Source organism: Collimonas sp. OK307 (assembly GCF_900113705.1).
Lineage (GTDB): Bacteria > Pseudomonadota > Gammaproteobacteria > Burkholderiales > Burkholderiaceae_D > Collimonas.
This window is the reverse complement of the sequence record NZ_FOQI01000002.1, coordinates 354,404-371,100: the sequence shown is the minus strand read 5'-3', so window position 1 is coordinate 371,100 and position 16,697 is coordinate 354,404. Positions and strand designations below refer to the sequence as shown.

At 54.7% G+C, this 16,697-nt stretch carries 14 protein-coding genes, 2 tRNA genes and 1 pseudogene; 9 read left to right on the top strand and 8 right to left on the bottom strand.

Annotated features, from left to right (window positions below):
• Positions 1-39: 39 nt before the first annotated feature.
• The 4 genes from BM205_RS05380 to BM205_RS05365 all read left to right on the top strand — a co-directional run bounded on the left by BM205_RS05380 (position 40) and on the right by BM205_RS05365 (position 3,315).
• Positions 40-1,143, top strand: coding sequence for an MGDG synthase family glycosyltransferase (locus BM205_RS05380; protein ID WP_092413265.1), 1,104 nt, complete (start codon positions 40-42; stop codon positions 1,141-1,143).
• Complete coding sequence (locus BM205_RS05375; protein WP_092413264.1) at positions 1,140-1,640, top strand: hypothetical protein; 501 nt, start codon at positions 1,140-1,142, stop codon at positions 1,638-1,640. The genes BM205_RS05380 and BM205_RS05375 overlap by 4 nt, the downstream gene beginning before the upstream one ends.
• A 285-nt stretch (positions 1,641-1,925) precedes the next feature.
• A complete protein-coding gene (locus BM205_RS05370) occupies positions 1,926-2,627 on the top strand; it encodes a GntR family transcriptional regulator (protein WP_254783749.1) in 702 nt (233 codons plus the stop codon).
• Positions 2,628-2,784: 157 nt separating this feature from the next.
• Complete coding sequence (locus tag BM205_RS05365; RefSeq protein ID WP_092413262.1) at positions 2,785-3,315, top strand: DUF6622 family protein; 531 nt, start codon at positions 2,785-2,787, stop codon at positions 3,313-3,315.
• A 336-nt stretch (positions 3,316-3,651) separates the two neighbouring features.
• Here BM205_RS05365 and BM205_RS05360 read toward each other — a convergent pair whose 3' ends face one another.
• From BM205_RS05360 to BM205_RS05350, 3 genes are all read right to left on the bottom strand, one after another.
• Complete coding sequence (locus BM205_RS05360) at positions 3,652-4,236, bottom strand: DUF1120 domain-containing protein (protein ID WP_092413260.1); 585 nt, start codon at positions 4,234-4,236, stop codon at positions 3,652-3,654.
• Between the two features lie 107 nt (positions 4,237-4,343).
• Positions 4,344-6,869: a fimbria/pilus outer membrane usher protein gene (locus BM205_RS05355; protein ID WP_092413259.1), complete on the bottom strand. Its 2,526-nt coding sequence runs from the start codon at positions 6,867-6,869 to the stop codon at positions 4,344-4,346.
• Positions 6,866-7,606 carry a fimbria/pilus chaperone family protein gene (locus BM205_RS05350; RefSeq protein WP_092413257.1) on the bottom strand — a complete coding sequence of 247 codons (741 nt, stop codon included), beginning with the start codon at positions 7,604-7,606 and terminating at the stop codon, positions 6,866-6,868. Before BM205_RS05350 ends, BM205_RS05355 begins: the two co-directional genes overlap by 4 nt.
• Before the next feature lie 250 nt (positions 7,607-7,856).
• On the opposite strand from BM205_RS05350, the pseudogene BM205_RS24540 reads away from it, so the two are divergent.
• Positions 7,857-8,013: pseudogene (locus BM205_RS24540) on the top strand (IS110 family transposase); the annotation flags it as partial.
• 501 nt (positions 8,014-8,514) lie between these two features.
• Here the strand turns inward: BM205_RS24540 and BM205_RS05345 are convergent.
• Entirely contained in the window at positions 8,515-9,207 is a 693-nt protein-coding gene (locus tag BM205_RS05345; RefSeq protein ID WP_092413255.1) for a hypothetical protein, read from the bottom strand.
• 740 nt (positions 9,208-9,947) lie between these two features.
• A complete protein-coding gene (locus BM205_RS05340) occupies positions 9,948-10,427 on the bottom strand; it encodes an SRPBCC family protein (RefSeq protein ID WP_092413253.1) in 480 nt (159 codons plus the stop codon).
• Between the two features lie 144 nt (positions 10,428-10,571).
• On the opposite strand from BM205_RS05340, the gene BM205_RS05335 reads away from it, so the two are divergent.
• The 3 genes from BM205_RS05335 to BM205_RS05325 all read left to right on the top strand — a co-directional run bounded on the left by BM205_RS05335 (position 10,572) and on the right by BM205_RS05325 (position 14,099).
• Positions 10,572-12,635: a UvrD-helicase domain-containing protein gene (locus BM205_RS05335; RefSeq protein ID WP_092413251.1), complete on the top strand. Its 2,064-nt coding sequence runs from the start codon at positions 10,572-10,574 to the stop codon at positions 12,633-12,635.
• Between the two features lie 41 nt (positions 12,636-12,676).
• Positions 12,677-12,982 (top strand): DUF4404 family protein, encoded by a 306-nt coding sequence (locus tag BM205_RS05330; protein ID WP_092413249.1) that lies wholly within the window; start codon positions 12,677-12,679, stop codon positions 12,980-12,982.
• A 217-nt stretch (positions 12,983-13,199) separates the two neighbouring features.
• Positions 13,200-14,099, top strand: coding sequence for a recombination-associated protein RdgC (locus BM205_RS05325; protein ID WP_092413247.1), 900 nt, complete (start codon positions 13,200-13,202; stop codon positions 14,097-14,099).
• A gap of 49 nt (positions 14,100-14,148) precedes the next feature.
• Here BM205_RS05325 and BM205_RS05320 read toward each other — a convergent pair whose 3' ends face one another.
• Positions 14,149-15,279: a GGDEF domain-containing protein gene (locus BM205_RS05320; RefSeq protein WP_092413245.1), complete on the bottom strand. Its 1,131-nt coding sequence runs from the start codon at positions 15,277-15,279 to the stop codon at positions 14,149-14,151.
• 288 nt (positions 15,280-15,567) lie between these two features.
• Between BM205_RS05320 and BM205_RS05315 the strand changes: the two genes are divergently transcribed.
• The gene (locus BM205_RS05315) at positions 15,568-16,086 is read left to right on the top strand and encodes a hypothetical protein (RefSeq protein ID WP_092413244.1); all 519 of its coding nucleotides are present in this window, start codon (positions 15,568-15,570) and stop codon (positions 16,084-16,086) included.
• Between the two features lie 102 nt (positions 16,087-16,188).
• Here BM205_RS05315 and BM205_RS05310 read toward each other — a convergent pair.
• A tRNA-Asp gene (locus tag BM205_RS05310) sits at positions 16,189-16,265 on the bottom strand.
• A 35-nt stretch (positions 16,266-16,300) separates the two neighbouring features.
• Positions 16,301-16,376: transfer RNA gene (locus BM205_RS05305), tRNA-Val, on the bottom strand.
• Between the last annotated feature and the right edge of the window lie 321 nt (positions 16,377-16,697).

Here is a 16,697-nt window from a genome sequence, read left to right as displayed (position 1 = left end):
AAACTGTTACTGTTGAGCGTCTCCGCCGGCGCCGGCCATATGCGCGCCGCCGAGGCGCTCAGGGCCTATGCCGCCGCCGAATTCCCCGACACCGAAGCGATTCATCTGGACGCGATGGATTATGTGCCGGCCGGATTCCGCGCCGTGTACACGGATTTTTATCTGCATCTGGTAAATCGCCATCCTGCGTTGTGGGGCTATGTTTACCAAAAGAGCGACAAGGCCCTGACCAACTCGCCAACGCAAAAACTGCGGCGTGCGATTGAACGTATCAGCACCCGCCCCTTGCGTGCTGCGATCCAGGCAGCGGCGCCGGACGCTATCATTTGCACCCACTTCCTGCCGGCCGAATTACTGGCGCGCGAAATCGGCAGCCAGCGTGTGGTGTGCCCGGTCTGGGTACAGGTTACGGATTTCGATTTGCACAGCATGTGGCTGCAACCGCTGATGCGCGGTTATTTTGCCGCCACCGAAGAAATCGCCTATCGCATGCGGGTGCGCGGCCTGGCGGCCGATGCGGTACACGTGACCGGCATCCCGATCATGCCGGGATTCGGGCAACCGCTGGATCGCCGGCGGTGCGCACAGCAATTCGGCCTGGATCCCGACCGCAAGATTATCCTGATGATGTCCGGCGGCGCCGGTATCGGCGATCTCGATAAGACCGTGCAACGGTTGCTAGAGCTGGCCGACGATTTCCAGCTGGTGGCGCTGGCGGGCAAAAACGCCACGCTGCTGGCCAGCCTGCAGCAACTGGCAGCTGCCCATCCCGGCCGCCTGTTTCCTTTCGGCTTTACCCATCACGTGGAACAATTGATGGCGTGCGCCGATCTGGCGATTACCAAACCGGGCGGCCTCACCACCTCCGAATGCCTGGCGATGGGGGTACCGATGATCATCCACTCCCCGATCCCGGGCCAGGAAGAACGCAACGCCGACTATCTGCTGGAACAAGGCGCAGCACTGAAAGCGATCGACCTGACCGCACTGGCGTTCCGGGTTCAGCAACTGCTGCAACAGCCGGAACAGCTTCAACGCTTGCGGCAGCACAGCCTGACGTTGGGCCGGCCGCATGCCGGCCGCGCGGTACTGCAAACTGTCTTTAGTAAACTCGATTCTCAATTTCATACGTTATCCACATGACCGCAACTACACCTTTTCGCCGCTTGTTCGGCATGCTTTTCTGGGCAGTGCTGACTGCCTTTTTTTTCGCCAACGTCGAAATCCAGATCGAGGGCGCCGCCGGCTGGGCTACCAACTTGCCGACCTGGCGCATCGAACATCACTGGCTGCTCGACATCTTCTGGGGCGGCCGCGCCATGACCGGTTATCACGCCTGGATTTTTCCTTTCATTGCGCTGATGTTCCACTATCCGATCTGGTTCAACGGCAGTTGGGACTGGCGCGCCGAAGCCCGGATCATGGCTTCCATCATGGTGTTCTGGATCAGCGAGGACTGGCTGTGGTTTGTACTCAACCCGGCATACGGACTGGGACGCTTCAATCCGGTCGACGTACCGTGGCATAAGCACTGGCTGGGCGGCGTGCCGGTCGACTACTGGATTTATTCGATAGTGGCAATCCTGTTGTTGTGGCTGGCCGAACGCAAGCCGCGTCCGGCACGCGTCGCGCTGAATTAGAGCTGAATCAATATATGAATCTCTGGTTCTGTATAGAAGTAGAGATTCACATATGTATTGTAAAAACAATTGGAACTTGGTAAATTGCGGACCCGTTCCAAGTTTGAAATGTTGTTAATGCTGATCAAAAAACCCGCAAAAAAAAAGCCACTCTCTCAAAAAAACGCGTCTCTCTCTGAAAAAAACGCGTCTCTCTCGAAAAAAAATACGCCTCTCCTGAAAAAAAACGCGTCTCTCTCCCAAAAAAACGCGCCTCTCCCGCCAGAAAACGGGTCTGATCCGCGCTTGCCGCGTTATCTGCAAGTCCGTGACGATCTGCTCCAAAGGATCGCTTTGCGTAGCTGGGCCGCTGACGAAGCGCTGCCATCCGAGGATAAACTGGCCGCCGAATACGAAATTGCAGTCGGCACCATGCGCAAGGTGCTGGACGCGCTAGTCATCGACGGCGTCGTCGATCGCGTGCGCGGACGCGGGACATTCGTCGCACGCGCTGCCGAACGCTCATCGATGCTGCGTTTCGTGCGGCAACACGTTAAAGCTAAAAACCAGCTGCCTACCGCGCAGATCCGGTCGATGACGACCGCCATCCCGCCCGTTGCAGTGGCAGATAAACTCAAACTCAAGCCACGTGACAAAGCGCTATATCTGCATCGCACCCGTTCTTTAGATGATGAAATCGTCCTTTCGGAACATATCTGGCTACCGCTCGCGCGCTTCAGGAAGCTACAAAAATATCTAAAAAGCAATTCTCCGGCATCCCTGTATCCCGTCTATGAGAGCGAATGCGATGTATTGGTCTCGCGCGCCATCGATGATTTGACAGCGAAACCGCTGAACCGGGCCAATGCTTCCGTGTTCAAGCTGAAAACCAAGACCGTGGCGATCTGCGTCGAGCGGCTGATGCTGGATCACGCCGGCGAACCGGTCGAATGGCGCACGTCCTTTGTGCCGGCTGAGCGTTTCCAGTATTCGGCGGAAATTCGCTAGGATTCTGGCAGGCGGGGCAGGGGGCGGCACGCCAAGGCGGAGAGCCATCCTGCCTGGCTGTCGATTCACGACGTATTCCTGCATTTCGTCGCTTTCCGCTTCTCCCGCCTCTGCGGCGGCCAGATAATCGCCGCAGATCAATCAACCGGAGAACGACATGCTTGCACAAATCATTTCACACACGCCAATTTGGGTCTGGGCGCTACTGGCTTTCCTGATCTATCGTGGCGTCCTGGCCAGCGTCGATCGCGAACTGACGTTGAAAAAACTATCCATTATTCCGCTGGTGATGCTGGCACTGTCCTGGCAGGGCGTGTCCACTGTGTTCGGCGTCACGCCGCTGCCTGTGCTGTGCTGGCTGCTGGCGGCCGCTGTCGCGGCGAGCTTGAACTGGCGCCTGTTCAGGAAGGATCGCGTAATTGCTTACCCAGAACGCGGCGTGGTGTTCCAGCGCGGCAGCTGGCTGCCATTGATACTGATGATGGGGATTTTCCTGACCAAGTATGCGGTTGGCGTGACGTTGGCGATGCATCCGGCGCTAGCGCATGATGTCGCATTTACAGCCCTTGTCTGCGCACTCTACGGCGTCTTTAACGGCATGTTCATCGGCCGCCTGCTACGCGTCGTCAGCCTCTATCACCGTGCGCAACAAGCGCCAGGCGTCTATAACGGTCAATTGAACGGCTAAAGACAGGGGGGAAAATGGTTCTTCACGGATTACCGATAAACAACGGTAAAAATAGGAAGGACGTAGGGTGGGCACGCTTTTGTGCCCACGCGTTACCGCGATAAACGGAGTACAAACCCTCGCGGCGCGGAAATAGGCATGTGCGTGGCGCGAGTTCACGCGTGGGCACAAAAGCGTGCCCACCCTACAGGCTGCCATTTAGCCATGCCGCGAGCATCGCCCCATAATTCAAAAACCGATTGCGGTGCAAGGTGCGGCGAAATTAGCGCTTACAACTCATCCACAATTTAGGTGGGTGAATTTAAACTGATAGCGGTTGGCACGTTTGCACCGTTCTCAACAGAGTTGAGTACATACCTCAAATTGCCCATTGGCACTCAACGTAGTGACATCGCTTACTCGGGTTGCATCTGCATTGATGACAGGCTCAAACACCACATTGGCGCTAAAATGCTTGCCCCGTTGCGGTATACCAGCCGATAAGGGGGCGACGACCTCGTCAGGACGCAATTGGTGGCTGGCCTGACTGTGTTCATTAATTTGGCGACGACGTGTCTTGGCGCCAACTTCAACCACTTTGCCATCCAGGCGCGCATCTTTAAAGGTCATCGTCAAACGACCATCCGCGCCAAACTGGTAGGCGTCAGCATCGAGATGGGGGGCAATAAAACGCACTCCGATTACCTCTGGATTCCGGCAATGCACATTAATAGTCATCGTGCGCTGTCCCATGCTGACTTCTTTTGCCTGCAGATTATTTTTCAATAACTGACCACGGCTCTGGCTACCGTAATCGATATCGACGTGACTGGCTTGCAGAGTACAGTCACGTTCTTCAGCCGCCCATAGCGGCAATGAAAGGGATGACAGCAAACCTGCCATTAAGAAGCGGCGGACAGACGCTATTGCTATTGTCAACATCAGAATATTCCTTCATATCAAATTGATGCTATGCACTAGCTGTACAGGTAGTGCATTTTCATTCAAACAATGTTCGCGCGCAGGAATCCGTAGCAGGATTCCTGCACCTAACGGCAGGTTGCATCCAGAGTCTCGAAGTACGTCGTCGTATTCGCCTTGGCTGGCACCTTAAAATCGAGCAAACAACTACCTTTGTCAGTTTCAACCATAAGTGGCAGCGCAGCAGGCACGTTATTGAGGAAAATTTTCTGCTTGCCCAACACAATCGTCAAAAAATTTCCATCTGCATCGAGCACCGACGCGCCTTTGGGTAAAGCTTTATCCAGCGTAGTTATATTGAGCAACATACGCCGCGTCTTGATCACCTCAAAATCGATTTGTGCTACGGCACCTCTGCTGCTGTTGACTTCTTTGATACCGTTAACAATATCAATATTGCGTGGCAAGCCTTTGGTCGTCAGTACAACCCGGCTCTTGTTATAGGCGAGCAACTGTGGCAATACCGCTTGCCCGACAAAATCGGTCCAGACCGGGCCGGCGGGAGAATCGATCTTGACGCCGCCGACATCACCTACCTTCACGATACCGAAGGTATCCTGGATAGGATAAGGAGATGCTGTCAAGCCATTTGCATGCGCTGCGATCCCGCCTTGAACCTGTATTGAGGTATTGTTGGAGCCAGTTGATGAACGCGAGTACATCAAGTTAGTACGCGCATAGCGTGGCAACAATGCCAGGTTAGCGGATATGTCATTGTCCTTGGTACGCGTATCATAGTTGGTAGACAGGTTATAACTAGCATACTCATTAATCCGCTCGCTATAACCGACGGTGGCACGCTGCCTGCCTTCGGCGCCGCTAACAGAAGTATAAACACGACGCTGATGGCGTGGATTGCCTAACGGCATGCTGACACTGAGGTAAACCTGATTGCGCGGTTTATTGATATTACCGCGATGGGTATCCGCAGTCATATCGCGTTGAAGATTAAGAGAGACATTCGCATTACCGATACTCTTGCTCCAAGATGCGCTCATCTGCTGGCTATTGCGACCATTGAAGAAGCTAGAGCCGGTGTAACTTAGATTCAAGCCGCCGATTTTGTCGTGACGCCAGCTCACGCTACCACTCAATTGGGTGCGATAACGGCTTTCGTAGCGTTGCAGATAATCATCCTGCTGCATTGCAAAGGTGTCGAAGGTATCGCCCAATTCTCGATAACCCGCAGTACGCTGACTGACCGATACGCTGGTGCTAAGGCCAGCATCGTACAGTTGGCCACGCCAGGCGACTCTGGCCTGAGCGCCTCGCACACCTTCCCGACGGGCATGCGAGCCTTGCAACTGAGTGCTCATGCCATGGGACACCCAGTTATTATCCAAACCGACACCACCAGAGACGAAATCCTTAGAGGCAAGCAGGCCAACCGAGGTGGTAGATGCCAAACCGCTCTTCCAGGCAGCGCTACCTGCCGCCACCACAGGAGCGCCAAGCTCTGAATCACCCGAGCCAAAAGTGCGCACTTTACCAACCGCGAAAGAATAGCCGGGAGCTCCGCCCTGAGAGCCAATTTCCAGCGAGGCGGCGGGAATTGTCAAATGCTGTGTTGCGCCATTTTCTTCGATGATATGGACATCCACATCACGGCTACTACTTAACAGCGGCACATCTTCAAAAGAAAATGGCCCGGGAGGCACCACCGTGGTATACAGCAGCGCCCCATTTTGTCGTACTTCCACCCGCGCCTGGCTTTGGGCCAGCCCGTTGATGCGGGCACTGGGGCCACCATTACCGGACAACCCGGCTTCCGGCCCAAATTGAACCCCGGTAATCGCGGCACCGCCGAACATGGACATATTCATATCGATCTGGCCGATTTGCATGGTGGTTCCCATGTCGACGAAAGTATGCTGCGCGTAGGTATACAACTGCTGGAAGTCAGAGCGATTGTTTTGCGCAGAATAACTTTGACGGCTGCGTATTATCCAATCGCTGACATTGAGACCCAGCTCTGTATTGGCGAACACATAATGGTCTTTGTAACTGCCGTACTGGCTGTGCTGCGACAGCACGTCGTAATTGAACATACCGGCAGTGCCGCCACGTTCATAATGCGAATTTTGTGCGCTGGGCGCTGCACTTGCCAATGCCGCAGTCGGCACCACCAATTCGATTTCGTCAAGATTGGGGCGTAAGGTAACGATCGTGGCAGGAAAAGTGCAGAGGAAAGAACACTCGGCGTCAGGGGCGCCTGCAGAATCAGACAACGCCTCAGATTCCGTCAGTCTTTCCTGTCTTTGATGCGGCAACACCAAGCGTGCCTGCTTCAGGAAATCCTTATCCATCATCAATGCGCCATCGGCATCAAAACGGGCCTGTACCCGGCCACGCGCTTCACCGTTGATGATCAACGATACCGCGCGGCGCCCCTGCAGATAACGCGGCGCCTTAGCAAAATAACCAGCCAGGGCCGGATCCAGGCCGCGTCTCTTCAGCGTGTCAGCATCAAACTCTGCTAACGCCAACTCCAATGGCGATGTATTTTCGGCAAAGGCCGAGCTCGCGCATAGCGTGGCAGCTGCCAAAGCCAAAGTGTGCAAACCGGCGCCGAATGATGACCAAGAATGCTTCACGGCGTTACCGCCTCTTCATGCTGCAAAGGCGCATCATAGGTTTTGGTCACAAAACCATACACGGTGGCCGGGGACATACGCACCCCGGTGGTGGCGCGGGTAGCCGACACCTCGCTGGTGAGCTGCAGTGTTTCACCTGGCAGAATATAGGTACGCGGCAAACTAGCCAACATATCCTGTGGCAATAACTGTACCGATTGCGCCATGCGCACGACATAGGGGCTACTGTTCTTGAGGCTCAACTGCCCGCCGTTGGAATGCCAGGTCAACAACTTCCATGGCTCACGCTCCATCGGCAAGCTCTTGGGATTGATCAGCAGCGGGATATTCTGACGGGTACTGACCCCAATCCGCTCATCGCCCTGCCTCTTGGCCTTGGGTGGCAAACCTTCCAGAATGACACGCCGCAACCGTTGGGTGGTCAGAGGTTGGCCATTGTCATTTTGCAACATAAAACGCACTAATTGCTTTGCACCAGCTTCCACCCTGATGACCGGCGGATTAACGATGATCAGCTGATCCTTATCTTCTGGCAAATTAACGATAGATGTGTGCAGCAATACCGGCGTTTTATCCGTATTTTGCACCACCAGCGATACCTCACCATCAGCTTCCTGGAGGATGACAACTGACGTGTCGGGCACTACGCCAGCAGCGTAAATAAAAGAGCTGGAAAAAAAGCTGGCCATCAAGCCAATGGCGATAAAACGTTTAATGGGGAACTTATTGGGAAACATAATGAATCCTCCTATTGTTAGTACTGACCCTACCCATGGCAGGACGAATACCATGATAAAACAGCACTTATTCCATGTCGGCCGGGCGATTCCGCTTTTTGGCCGGAATCGCCCGCAAGTGATGTAGGAAAAATCGCAAATCACAAGAAAAGGATTAAATCCATCATGATTTATGATTGAATAATTAATAGCTGCGACACCCGTCAACAAAGACTGAGCTTCCCCTGAAACATCATCTTCACCCAGGCGGCGTAAATTGGCGTTACACAGCAAGGAGCCGGGCCAATGATTGCGGGACTCGGCAAGCGCCGGCCACCGAACGTGATCACGGGGCGCTGGCCGGAACGGTCTGGGCACTGCTGGCGCATGATCGCTCGTATGACAAGGGTTACGTCAGTGTCGGGCCGATGCAGGAAGCCCGTATTGAAACCGGTTTATTAACGAAAGGATGGCACGTCGAAAGGGGGGTATAAGGTATTGAGTGTGATGACAAACAGGTCGGACCGGGCTTGACTAAACCTGATGAGGTTATAGAACTTAAAGCTCGTCGAGGGAATGCGGTGTGAGTCAGCGGATTTCATCGGGGGCCAGCAGAGAAAAATTAACTGCAGCAAGGCCGGATTTACAGCGGACCAGGCCTGTCTGCACCTTGGCAAACGGGAGTCGTCCATATAGAACCATATAGCACCAAAAAATATCGCGGCCTTAACCGTCTCAGACCTTGATCAACCCCAATAAAATTTTTGTCGGACGCATGGCACTCAGCTTTGCATTCCTGGGAAAACAGTTCCCAGAAAATCCCCTAACCCACCAGGCTAGGGGACATTAAAACTTCCAATGCCAGGAACAAACGTAAAAGGCCACCTTGGCAATGACGATAGTTCACATTGGAGTTTGCCGCAAAAATATTAGAGGGTATACATCTCGAGCGTTAGTTCTCCTTGCGCTTCCACGAGATCCCCACTGTGGTCGTAGCTGGCCGCAGGAGGGTACACTACCTGGGTTCTAAGGTTGAAGCCATGATTGATAAGTGCTGCTGGGGTAGTAGGGTCGGCAGCGACAGCCAGAGCGGTCAAGTACTCAGCCTTCGTATATTGGTGATGCGTTGCGGAGTCATCAACGATGCTGGTATGGGATTCCCATGTCGTCCCATCATTAGACATCGCGTAATAAGTGTTCCTGTTCCCCTCAGGTTGAGTCAACGTCACGAACAAGTTTGCAATCGGCTTCGCATTGTGCACCCCCATGCCGAACGCGGCTGTGATCGGCCGCTCTGAAGTCACCGCGTCTGGGTGAGTAGAACCTGCTTTATTATCCACAACTTTCAATGCGACCTGCGTTCCGGCAGCGCAGGTGACTACCACACTATCTCGCTTTGACGCACTCACAAGCGGCGCGGCACCCAATTGCTCTGTTTTAATGCCGGGATGGTCGATCTGTGTAGGCACCGTGCTGAAACTGCAACTACCTGGGCTAATCTCGGCTTTAACATTGACGACACTCGATGTCACCAAGGTCGCCGCTTGCGCGGTCGTGGCGCACAGAGCTAACGCGCCCAATATTAACAAGGGGGATTTCTTGAATGATGATTTGATATGCATTTGAACTATCCTTTATGAAAATTAATATAAGTAAATCAACGCTACCCAGTGATCCGCCATGCACCCTCCTGACCTTTGCCAGAGCGTGACATGCGCACCACCGATCAACGGCACATGTGGCGATTAAAAGAGATGAAAAATCGCAGTGGTGGGATGGATCGATAAATCAGCCCAGTCCCCACACATCGCCACTAGCGACCGATACCTGCTCGCCCCGTTTCCGAGTAAGGCAATAACCTTTACGAAGGGTGCGCAGGTGTAATTATGGAGGTGGCACATAGGTGCCGACCATAGTATTAATCTCAATATTTTGTAGGAATTATCCTAAAAAACGATAGTTTTTTCAGGTGCGTGCCCACGAGGCTTAAACGTGACGCAAGTGCGTCCAATTTCAGGCCTGGAGCACAAGTGCGGGGGGGGTTACGTTCGTTTTTGTGTGGTCTCTGCTTGGGCTGCTGGTGCATCTGGCGCTGCACGGACGGCTTTACTCGCTGCTGCGGATGCTGCCGGCCAGTTCGTAGGTATTAACAGATGTGCCTGGCAAGGATATCTTGCATGCGATAGAAACCGTGATTACCGGCGGCATATACTACATACAGCGCGGCGCTGGCGCAAAAACGCGTGCAGCCGATGACGCCGGGGCAATTGCTGACCGCGTGCGAACACCAGGTATTTCACAATTGATCAAGTTTGCGGTGGAAAATAATTTCCGCTGACAAAATTGATCGAGCCAGCGACTGTTACCCTAACTTTCCTTCAGCGGCCAGCTCGCGGATCACGCGAATGGTGTCGATATCGGCTTCTTCATAAGCCGAGCGCCGGAACTCGTCATAAAATTCCTGTTCGGCCTGGGCTGCCGGTTCCCGCTCGACCGCCTCGTCTTCATATTCAAACCGTACGAACAGCATTTCCGGTCCGGGCTCTTCAATCGTCATGATCAGGCTGGAGCCGGCAATATCTTGCTGTTTCGGCACCTGGTAGCGCACTTGCAGCTGCGGCAGGTAACTGACCACATCCTTGACGGTCACTTTGCCGTACCGCAATTCACGCGTCACCGACTGCACCGATTTGTCTGACAAGCTGCAATCGTCCAGATGCTCGACAAACAACATCGGCTGCTCAGCTCGCGTCACCAGTCCTCGCCATAGCTGCTCACGGGTCAAAGAGTCGATCAGCGGGTTGAGGGGATCGTTGATTTCGATCAGATGACTGAATTTCATGGCATGTCCGGCAAATAGTTGATGACAGATTGTCCCATATTCGGCACTAAAGCAGGTGCAACACGCCAGCAACCGTACCCGCCCCTCGCGCACTGTTAAAATACAGCGCTTTGCTCCTTCAGGTCAGTCGCTGCGCTGTAACTTATGTCGTCTACTCCCAATTTCGGTCTCAATACTCCCCAACGGGAAGCCGTCAAGTACCTGGACGGCCCCTGTCTGGTGCTGGCCGGCGCGGGCTCGGGCAAGACGCGCGTGATTACGCAGAAAATCCAGCATCTGATCGAGGATTGCGGCTACGATCCCAAGCATATCGCGGCACTCACCTTTACCAACAAGGCGGCCACCGAAATGCAGGAGCGTATAGCCAAGCTCCTGAAAAATCCGAAACAAGCCAAGCACATCACCGTCAGCACCTTCCATTCGCTAGGCGTCAAGATCCTGCGCCAGGAAGCGCGCGAACTGGGCTTGAAAGATCGTTTTTCCATCATGGATAGCGATGACTGCTTTTCAATTGTGCAAGACCTGGCGATTACCACCGATAAACAGCTGATCCGCCGCATCCAGACCGCCATGTCGCTCTGGAAGAACGGCCTGATCGATCCCGAACAAGCCATCAAGCAGGCCGTTACCGAAGATGAAGCGCAGGCGGCGCGGATTTACCGCAGCTATGTGGCGACGCTGGCGGCCTATCAGGCGGTCGATTTCGACGACCTGATCCGCTTGCCGGTTGAACTGTTCCGTAGCAATGAAGCGGTACGCGATAAATGGCAACGGCGACTGCGCTATCTGCTGGTCGACGAATATCAGGATACCAACACCTGCCAGTATGAACTGGTGAAGCTGCTGGTGACGGGGCTCGGCAAGAAGCCGATGTTTACCGCGGTGGGCGACGACGACCAGGCGATCTACGCCTGGCGCGGCGCTACCATCGAAAACCTGAAAACCCTGCAGGTCGATTTTCCGGACCTGAAAGTGATCAAGCTGGAACAGAATTACCGTTCCTCCACGCGCATCCTGCAAGCCGCCAACGCGGTCATCGGCAACAATCCCAAGCTATTCGACAAAAAACTGTGGTCTGAGCACGGGCTGGGCGATCCGATCAAGGTGATGGGCATGGAGGATGACGAAAAAGAAGCGGAGCAGGTAGCGATCATGCTGTCGGCCCATCGCTTCGAGCGGCGCGCCAAGTTTTCCGATTACGCCATCCTGTACCGCGGCAACCATCAGGCGCGGACGTTTGAAAAGGCCCTGCGGCGCGAACGCATCCCGTACACGATGTCGGGCGGCCAGAGCTTTTTCGACCGTGCCGAAATCAAGGACATCATCAGTTACCTGCGCCTGATCGCCAACGAAGACGACGATCCGGCCTTCATCCGCGCCATCACCACGCCCAAGCGCGGCGTCGGCCAGGCTACGCTGGAAGTGCTGGGGACCGTGGCCGGGCAATGGCAGTGTTCGCTGTTCGAAGCGGTGTTCAAGGGCGGCATCGAAGCCAAGCTGACCGATCGCCAGCTTTATCCGCTGCGCGAATTCTGCCATTTCATCAACCAGCTGGAAGCCCGCGCCAGCCGTGTCGGCCCGGCCGGCAGCGGTGAGAATGCCGCCGCCGTGCTGGACGACATGATGAAGGAAATCAATTACGAACATTACCTGTACGACAGCTTCGACGACCGCGCAGCGCAAGGCAAGTGGCAGAACGTGCTGGACTTCACCAACTGGCTGAAGGAAAAAGGCACCGGCGGCAAGGATGGCGCGGGCGAAGAACGCAATCTGCTGGAGCTGACCCAGATGGTGGCGCTGATGTCGATGCTGGAGGGCCGCGACGAGGAACCGGATGCGGTACGCATGTCGACCTTGCACGCGTCCAAGGGACTGGAATATCCGCACGTGTTCCTGATCGGGGTCGAGGAAGGTATCTTGCCGCATAAGGGCGATCCGGATGCACCGCCGGACACCATCGCCGCCCGGATTGAAGAAGAACGGCGCCTGATGTATGTCGGCATCACGCGCGCCCAGCGCAGTTTGCATGTCAGCTGGTGCAAGAAGCGCAAGCGCGCCGGCGAATCGGTTGTTTGTGAAATATCACGCTTCGTCAAGGAAATGCGGCTCGACGAGGGTGAAGCCATGCCAACCGAGGCGGAACAGATCACCCCGCAAAATCGCCTGGCCAATTTGAAGGCTTTGTTGCAGAAGCCGAGAGCCGCGTGAGATGATAGGCACTACAGCAAAACCTATCCAGGAGTAATACCATGAGCATAGACAACATCAAGACATCGCTGGAAAAACTCCGTAGCACGCTGGAAAGCAGCGGCACGGTGGACAGCGAGTTGAAAGGCTTGCTGCAATCGCTGGATAACGATATCCAGGAATTGCTGAAATCTTCGGAGGCCACGACAACAACGTCGACGACGTCGGCGTCAGAGCCCGCCTCCGATATCCGCTCCGCCCTGATAGAACGCGCCCAAGGCATTTCTGCTCGTCTGGCGATACGTCATCCGCATCTGCAACCTGTATTGCGTGAAATTGCGGATACCTTGACCAATATGGGCATTTGATCCAGATTAGATTGAAGCTCATCTGGTGGGCCGGAGAGGATAACACCTCCCGTCCTGCACACTTTTCAGGCAAGCCTGGCGACAGCTGCAAGAATTAGCGCTACGCTCATCCGCCCTGCTTGTTTAGCCATCTTATTTGATTGCTTTGCTCCCTGAACTCCCCCTGCTTAGCCGGTTGGGAACAGAGCAATTGTCATTATTTTTTTATTGGAACAATATGTGGTTTAAAAATCTGCAGATCTACCGTATTCCCGCACCATGGGCCATTTCGGCCGAACAACTGGAGGCATTCCTGGCGCCGCAGGCATTTGCCAAGTGCAGCAGCCTGGAACTGCAAAGCCAGGGCTGGCTGTCGCCACGCGACAACGGCATGCTGGTGCATACCGTGAATCGCCAGATGATGATTTTGCTGGGTACGGAAAAGAAATTATTGCCGGCCACGGTCGTCAATCAGGTGACCAAGGCGCGCGCCGCTGAAATCGAAGAACAGCAAGGCTATGCGCCTGGCCGCAAGCAATTGAAAGATCTCAAGGAACAGGTCACCGACGAGCTGCTGCCGCGCGCCTTCAGTATCCAGCGCAATACCTGGGTCTGGATCGATCCGGTCAACGGCTGGCTGGTGATCGACGCCGCTAGTCCGGCCAAGGCAGAAGAAATCCTCAAACTGTTGCTGGGATCAGTCGACAAATTGCTGGTTTCCAGTCTGCGCACGGCCCATTCGCCACTGACCTCGATGACCAACTGGCTGGCTTCAGACGAAGCGCCGCACGGCTTTACCGTCGACCAGGACACCGAATTGCGCGCCGCCGGCGAAGGCAAGGCTACCGTGCGCTACGTGCGCCACACTATCGAAGCTGACGATGTGCGCCGTCATATCGCCTCCGGCAAGCAATGCACGCGGCTGGCAATGACCTGGGCCGACCACATCTCCTTCGTGCTGACCGAATCGCTGGCGATCAAGCGTATCGCCCCGCTGGACGTGCTGAAGGAAGGCAACGACACCAGCAGCAAGAATGACGACGAACGTTTCGATTCCGACATGATGCTGATGACCGGCGAGCTCAACAAGATGCTCGGCGACCTGGTATTTGCGCTCGGCGGCGAACCGGCGGTCTGACGCAAACGGTCGACAGGGGCGGACTGAAACTCCGCCCCATAAGTAAGCTTTAGAAAGCCCTGATAGTGGTGCCGCCGTCGGAAGACTCGAAACTGTCGGGGCTGATCATGACGCGGTTGCGGCCTGCCGCCTTGGCGCCATACAGCGCCATGTCGGCGCGCTGGAAGGCCTCGTCTATGCTCTCCCCCGGACGGAAATCGGTAATCCCGATGGAGGCCGTCAGGATAATATCCTTGCCGAACTTGCTCCAGTCATACATCTCGGTCTCGGCGCAGATCCGGTCCAGCGCCGTCACGCCCTCTTGCACCGTAGTGCCGGTCAACACCAGTACGAACTCGTCGCCGCCGTAACGGGCAAAGTGGTCGCTCAGGCGCATTTCATTACGCACGATCTCAACAAAAGTCTTCAGCACCATATCGCCGGCAGCGTGGCCAAAATTGTCGTTAACCGACTTGAAGCCGTCCAAATCCAGGATCGCGATGCAGAAAGGCGTGCCGCCGCGCTGGAAACGCTTTTGCTCGACCGCCAGGATTTCCATCAGCGAACGGCGGTTTTCGATATTGGTCAGCTCATCGCGGGTAGCCAGTTCCTGGACCCGCTTCATGGCCAGCACCAGCTGCTGGTTCTTTTCCATGATCTTGCGCTGCATGCGGCTCAGCATATTGGTCAGGTAGATGCAGCGGCCCAGCGTCAGGATGAAGGACAGGCACACCAGCAACTGGCTGAAATTGCTCGCCACCGGCAGCCGCAGGTGCGCGCCTGCCACGCTGAAAGCCAGCACCAGGGCTAACGAACCGATCAGCCAGCTCACCACGTACCAGAAGGTACTCAGCCCCAGTACCCCGAAGCCGTAGATGATGAAGAAATTGATCAGGAACAGGTAACCGACCTGCGGCGCCAGGATCATGAAACCGGTCTGTAGCAGCAAGGCGATGACCACTTGCGGGAACGTCAGGGCTGGATCCTTGTAACCCCGGTTGAAGCCGCCACGGATTATCAGGTAGAAAATACCGTTGGTTATCACCACGGCCATGCCGTAAAGCAGCGCGATTTCCGGCTGGATCACCCCCGCGCGGGCAAAACCCCACAGCAGCAGGGTATCCAGCAGGCTGCTCAAGGCAGCGCGCCCGAGCATGCCCAATGCCATCGCATTCACTTCTTTTCGTCGTTGCTGTTTCATGTCTCCGACTTCCCGTTGATTGCCATTGTTTTATTCACCCTCATAGGCAACCAGCAGTCACGCATGACTGACAGCGATTCACGTTGTGGGAGAAATGGATGCAGGACATGGTGCCAAAAAGAAACAATAATGCCATGTTCTGGTGATCGCACGGATGCGGAATTAAGTTATGTATCAAAATTATTGCACTACAGATATTCTATAGCTTACTTGTAATTTAAGCCGCATCGGCAAAAATGGCGCAGTAAATTTTAGGCGTCTTTAGCGTTTTAAGAGGATCAGGGCAGTATGAGAGTCATTATTTTGTTATTAGTTGCCATCGGGATAGGCGGTTGGTACTGGAATCGTCAAAATTCTATCGATGCGGAGAGCGTCACACGCTTTTACGACACCGCCACCGAGCATGTCCTGAACGGCCGCGGCAAGGACTTATGCGCAATGCTGGCCAAGGATTTCACCCGCACCGGCATCAATTCCACCAGTCAGGGGCGGCTTCAAGAGAATTACGATAAGGAAGAAACCTGCGACAGGTACGACAAGATGTTTGAATCGCTGGCCCAAGCCGGAAGGCAAAGCGGTATATCGACCAATTACCAGGTCACCATCGAACATATCGAGATTGGCAAGGATCGTAAGAGCGCTGAGGTGAAAGTTGCTACGAATATCAGCATGGCCGTCGGGCCGATCGGCAGGATCGCCGAGACCAGGGATAAGAGCAGCGAAACGCTGGTGATCCGCAATGGCAAGCTGCTGCTGCAAAAATCCGAGGGCAGCGCGATTACCCGTACCATCGGCGACCGGTTTTAATCTCTCGCCGGAATTCGAAGCAAAAAAGACGGCCGCAAGGTCGTCTTTTTTCATATGGATTCTTGAAATAAAAATGCCCGCTTGCGCGGGCACTTGTATTCTTGGCGGAGTGGACGGGACTCGAACCCGCGACCCCCGGCGTGACAGGCCGGTATTCTAACCAACTGAACTACCACTCCTAAACTACTGCTTCATTTACGATCATTTGGCCACTTGGTGGGTGCTGAGAGGCTCGAACTCCCGACCTACGCCTTGTAAGGGCGCCGCTCTACCAACTGAGCTAAGCACCCAAAATGCACACTTAGACAGCCAAATTTTCTTAACGTATGTCACTACGTCTGAAGGGGGCAGATTGTACAACGGTTTTTTTAAATTTGCTAGCGCTTCGTCGCATTTTGTTTTGGAAAGTTTTTTTAGGCACTGCATTTTCGCCCGCAACCCCGCGTATTTACTGGGTTAGCGGGGTTCGCAACGGGTTTTAATTTTTTCTGGAATTCGTCTCTGGAATTATTTTTACCGGGTCGGTTTGCCGAGATGGAACATCAGGCGCATATCGATTGTCTTAACAAAATACAGCTTGATAAAGATCGTTGCCAACGGTGCTACTGCCG

Coding starts and splice junctions, on each gene's coding strand:
- BM205_RS05380 (WP_092413265.1), top strand. CDS start 40: ATGCGCGCCGCCGAGGCGCTCAGGGCCTATGCCGCCGCCGAATTCCCC.
- BM205_RS05375 (WP_092413264.1), top strand. CDS start 1,140: ATGACCGCAACTACACCTTTTCGCCGCTTGTTCGGCATGCTTTTCTGG.
- BM205_RS05365 (WP_092413262.1), top strand. CDS start 2,785: ATGCTTGCACAAATCATTTCACACACGCCAATTTGGGTCTGGGCGCTA.
- BM205_RS05360 (WP_092413260.1), bottom strand. CDS start 4,236: ATGTTGACAATAGCAATAGCGTCTGTCCGCCGCTTCTTAATGGCAGGT.
- BM205_RS05350 (WP_092413257.1), bottom strand. CDS start 7,606: ATGTTTCCCAATAAGTTCCCCATTAAACGTTTTATCGCCATTGGCTTG.
- BM205_RS05345 (WP_092413255.1), bottom strand. CDS start 9,207: ATGCATATCAAATCATCATTCAAGAAATCCCCCTTGTTAATATTGGGC.
- BM205_RS05340 (WP_092413253.1), bottom strand. CDS start 10,427: ATGAAATTCAGTCATCTGATCGAAATCAACGATCCCCTCAACCCGCTG.
- BM205_RS05335 (WP_092413251.1), top strand. CDS start 10,572: ATGTCGTCTACTCCCAATTTCGGTCTCAATACTCCCCAACGGGAAGCC.
- BM205_RS05330 (WP_092413249.1), top strand. CDS start 12,677: ATGAGCATAGACAACATCAAGACATCGCTGGAAAAACTCCGTAGCACG.
- BM205_RS05325 (WP_092413247.1), top strand. CDS start 13,200: ATGTGGTTTAAAAATCTGCAGATCTACCGTATTCCCGCACCATGGGCC.
- BM205_RS05320 (WP_092413245.1), bottom strand. CDS start 15,279: ATGAAACAGCAACGACGAAAAGAAGTGAATGCGATGGCATTGGGCATG.
- BM205_RS05315 (WP_092413244.1), top strand. CDS start 15,568: ATGAGAGTCATTATTTTGTTATTAGTTGCCATCGGGATAGGCGGTTGG.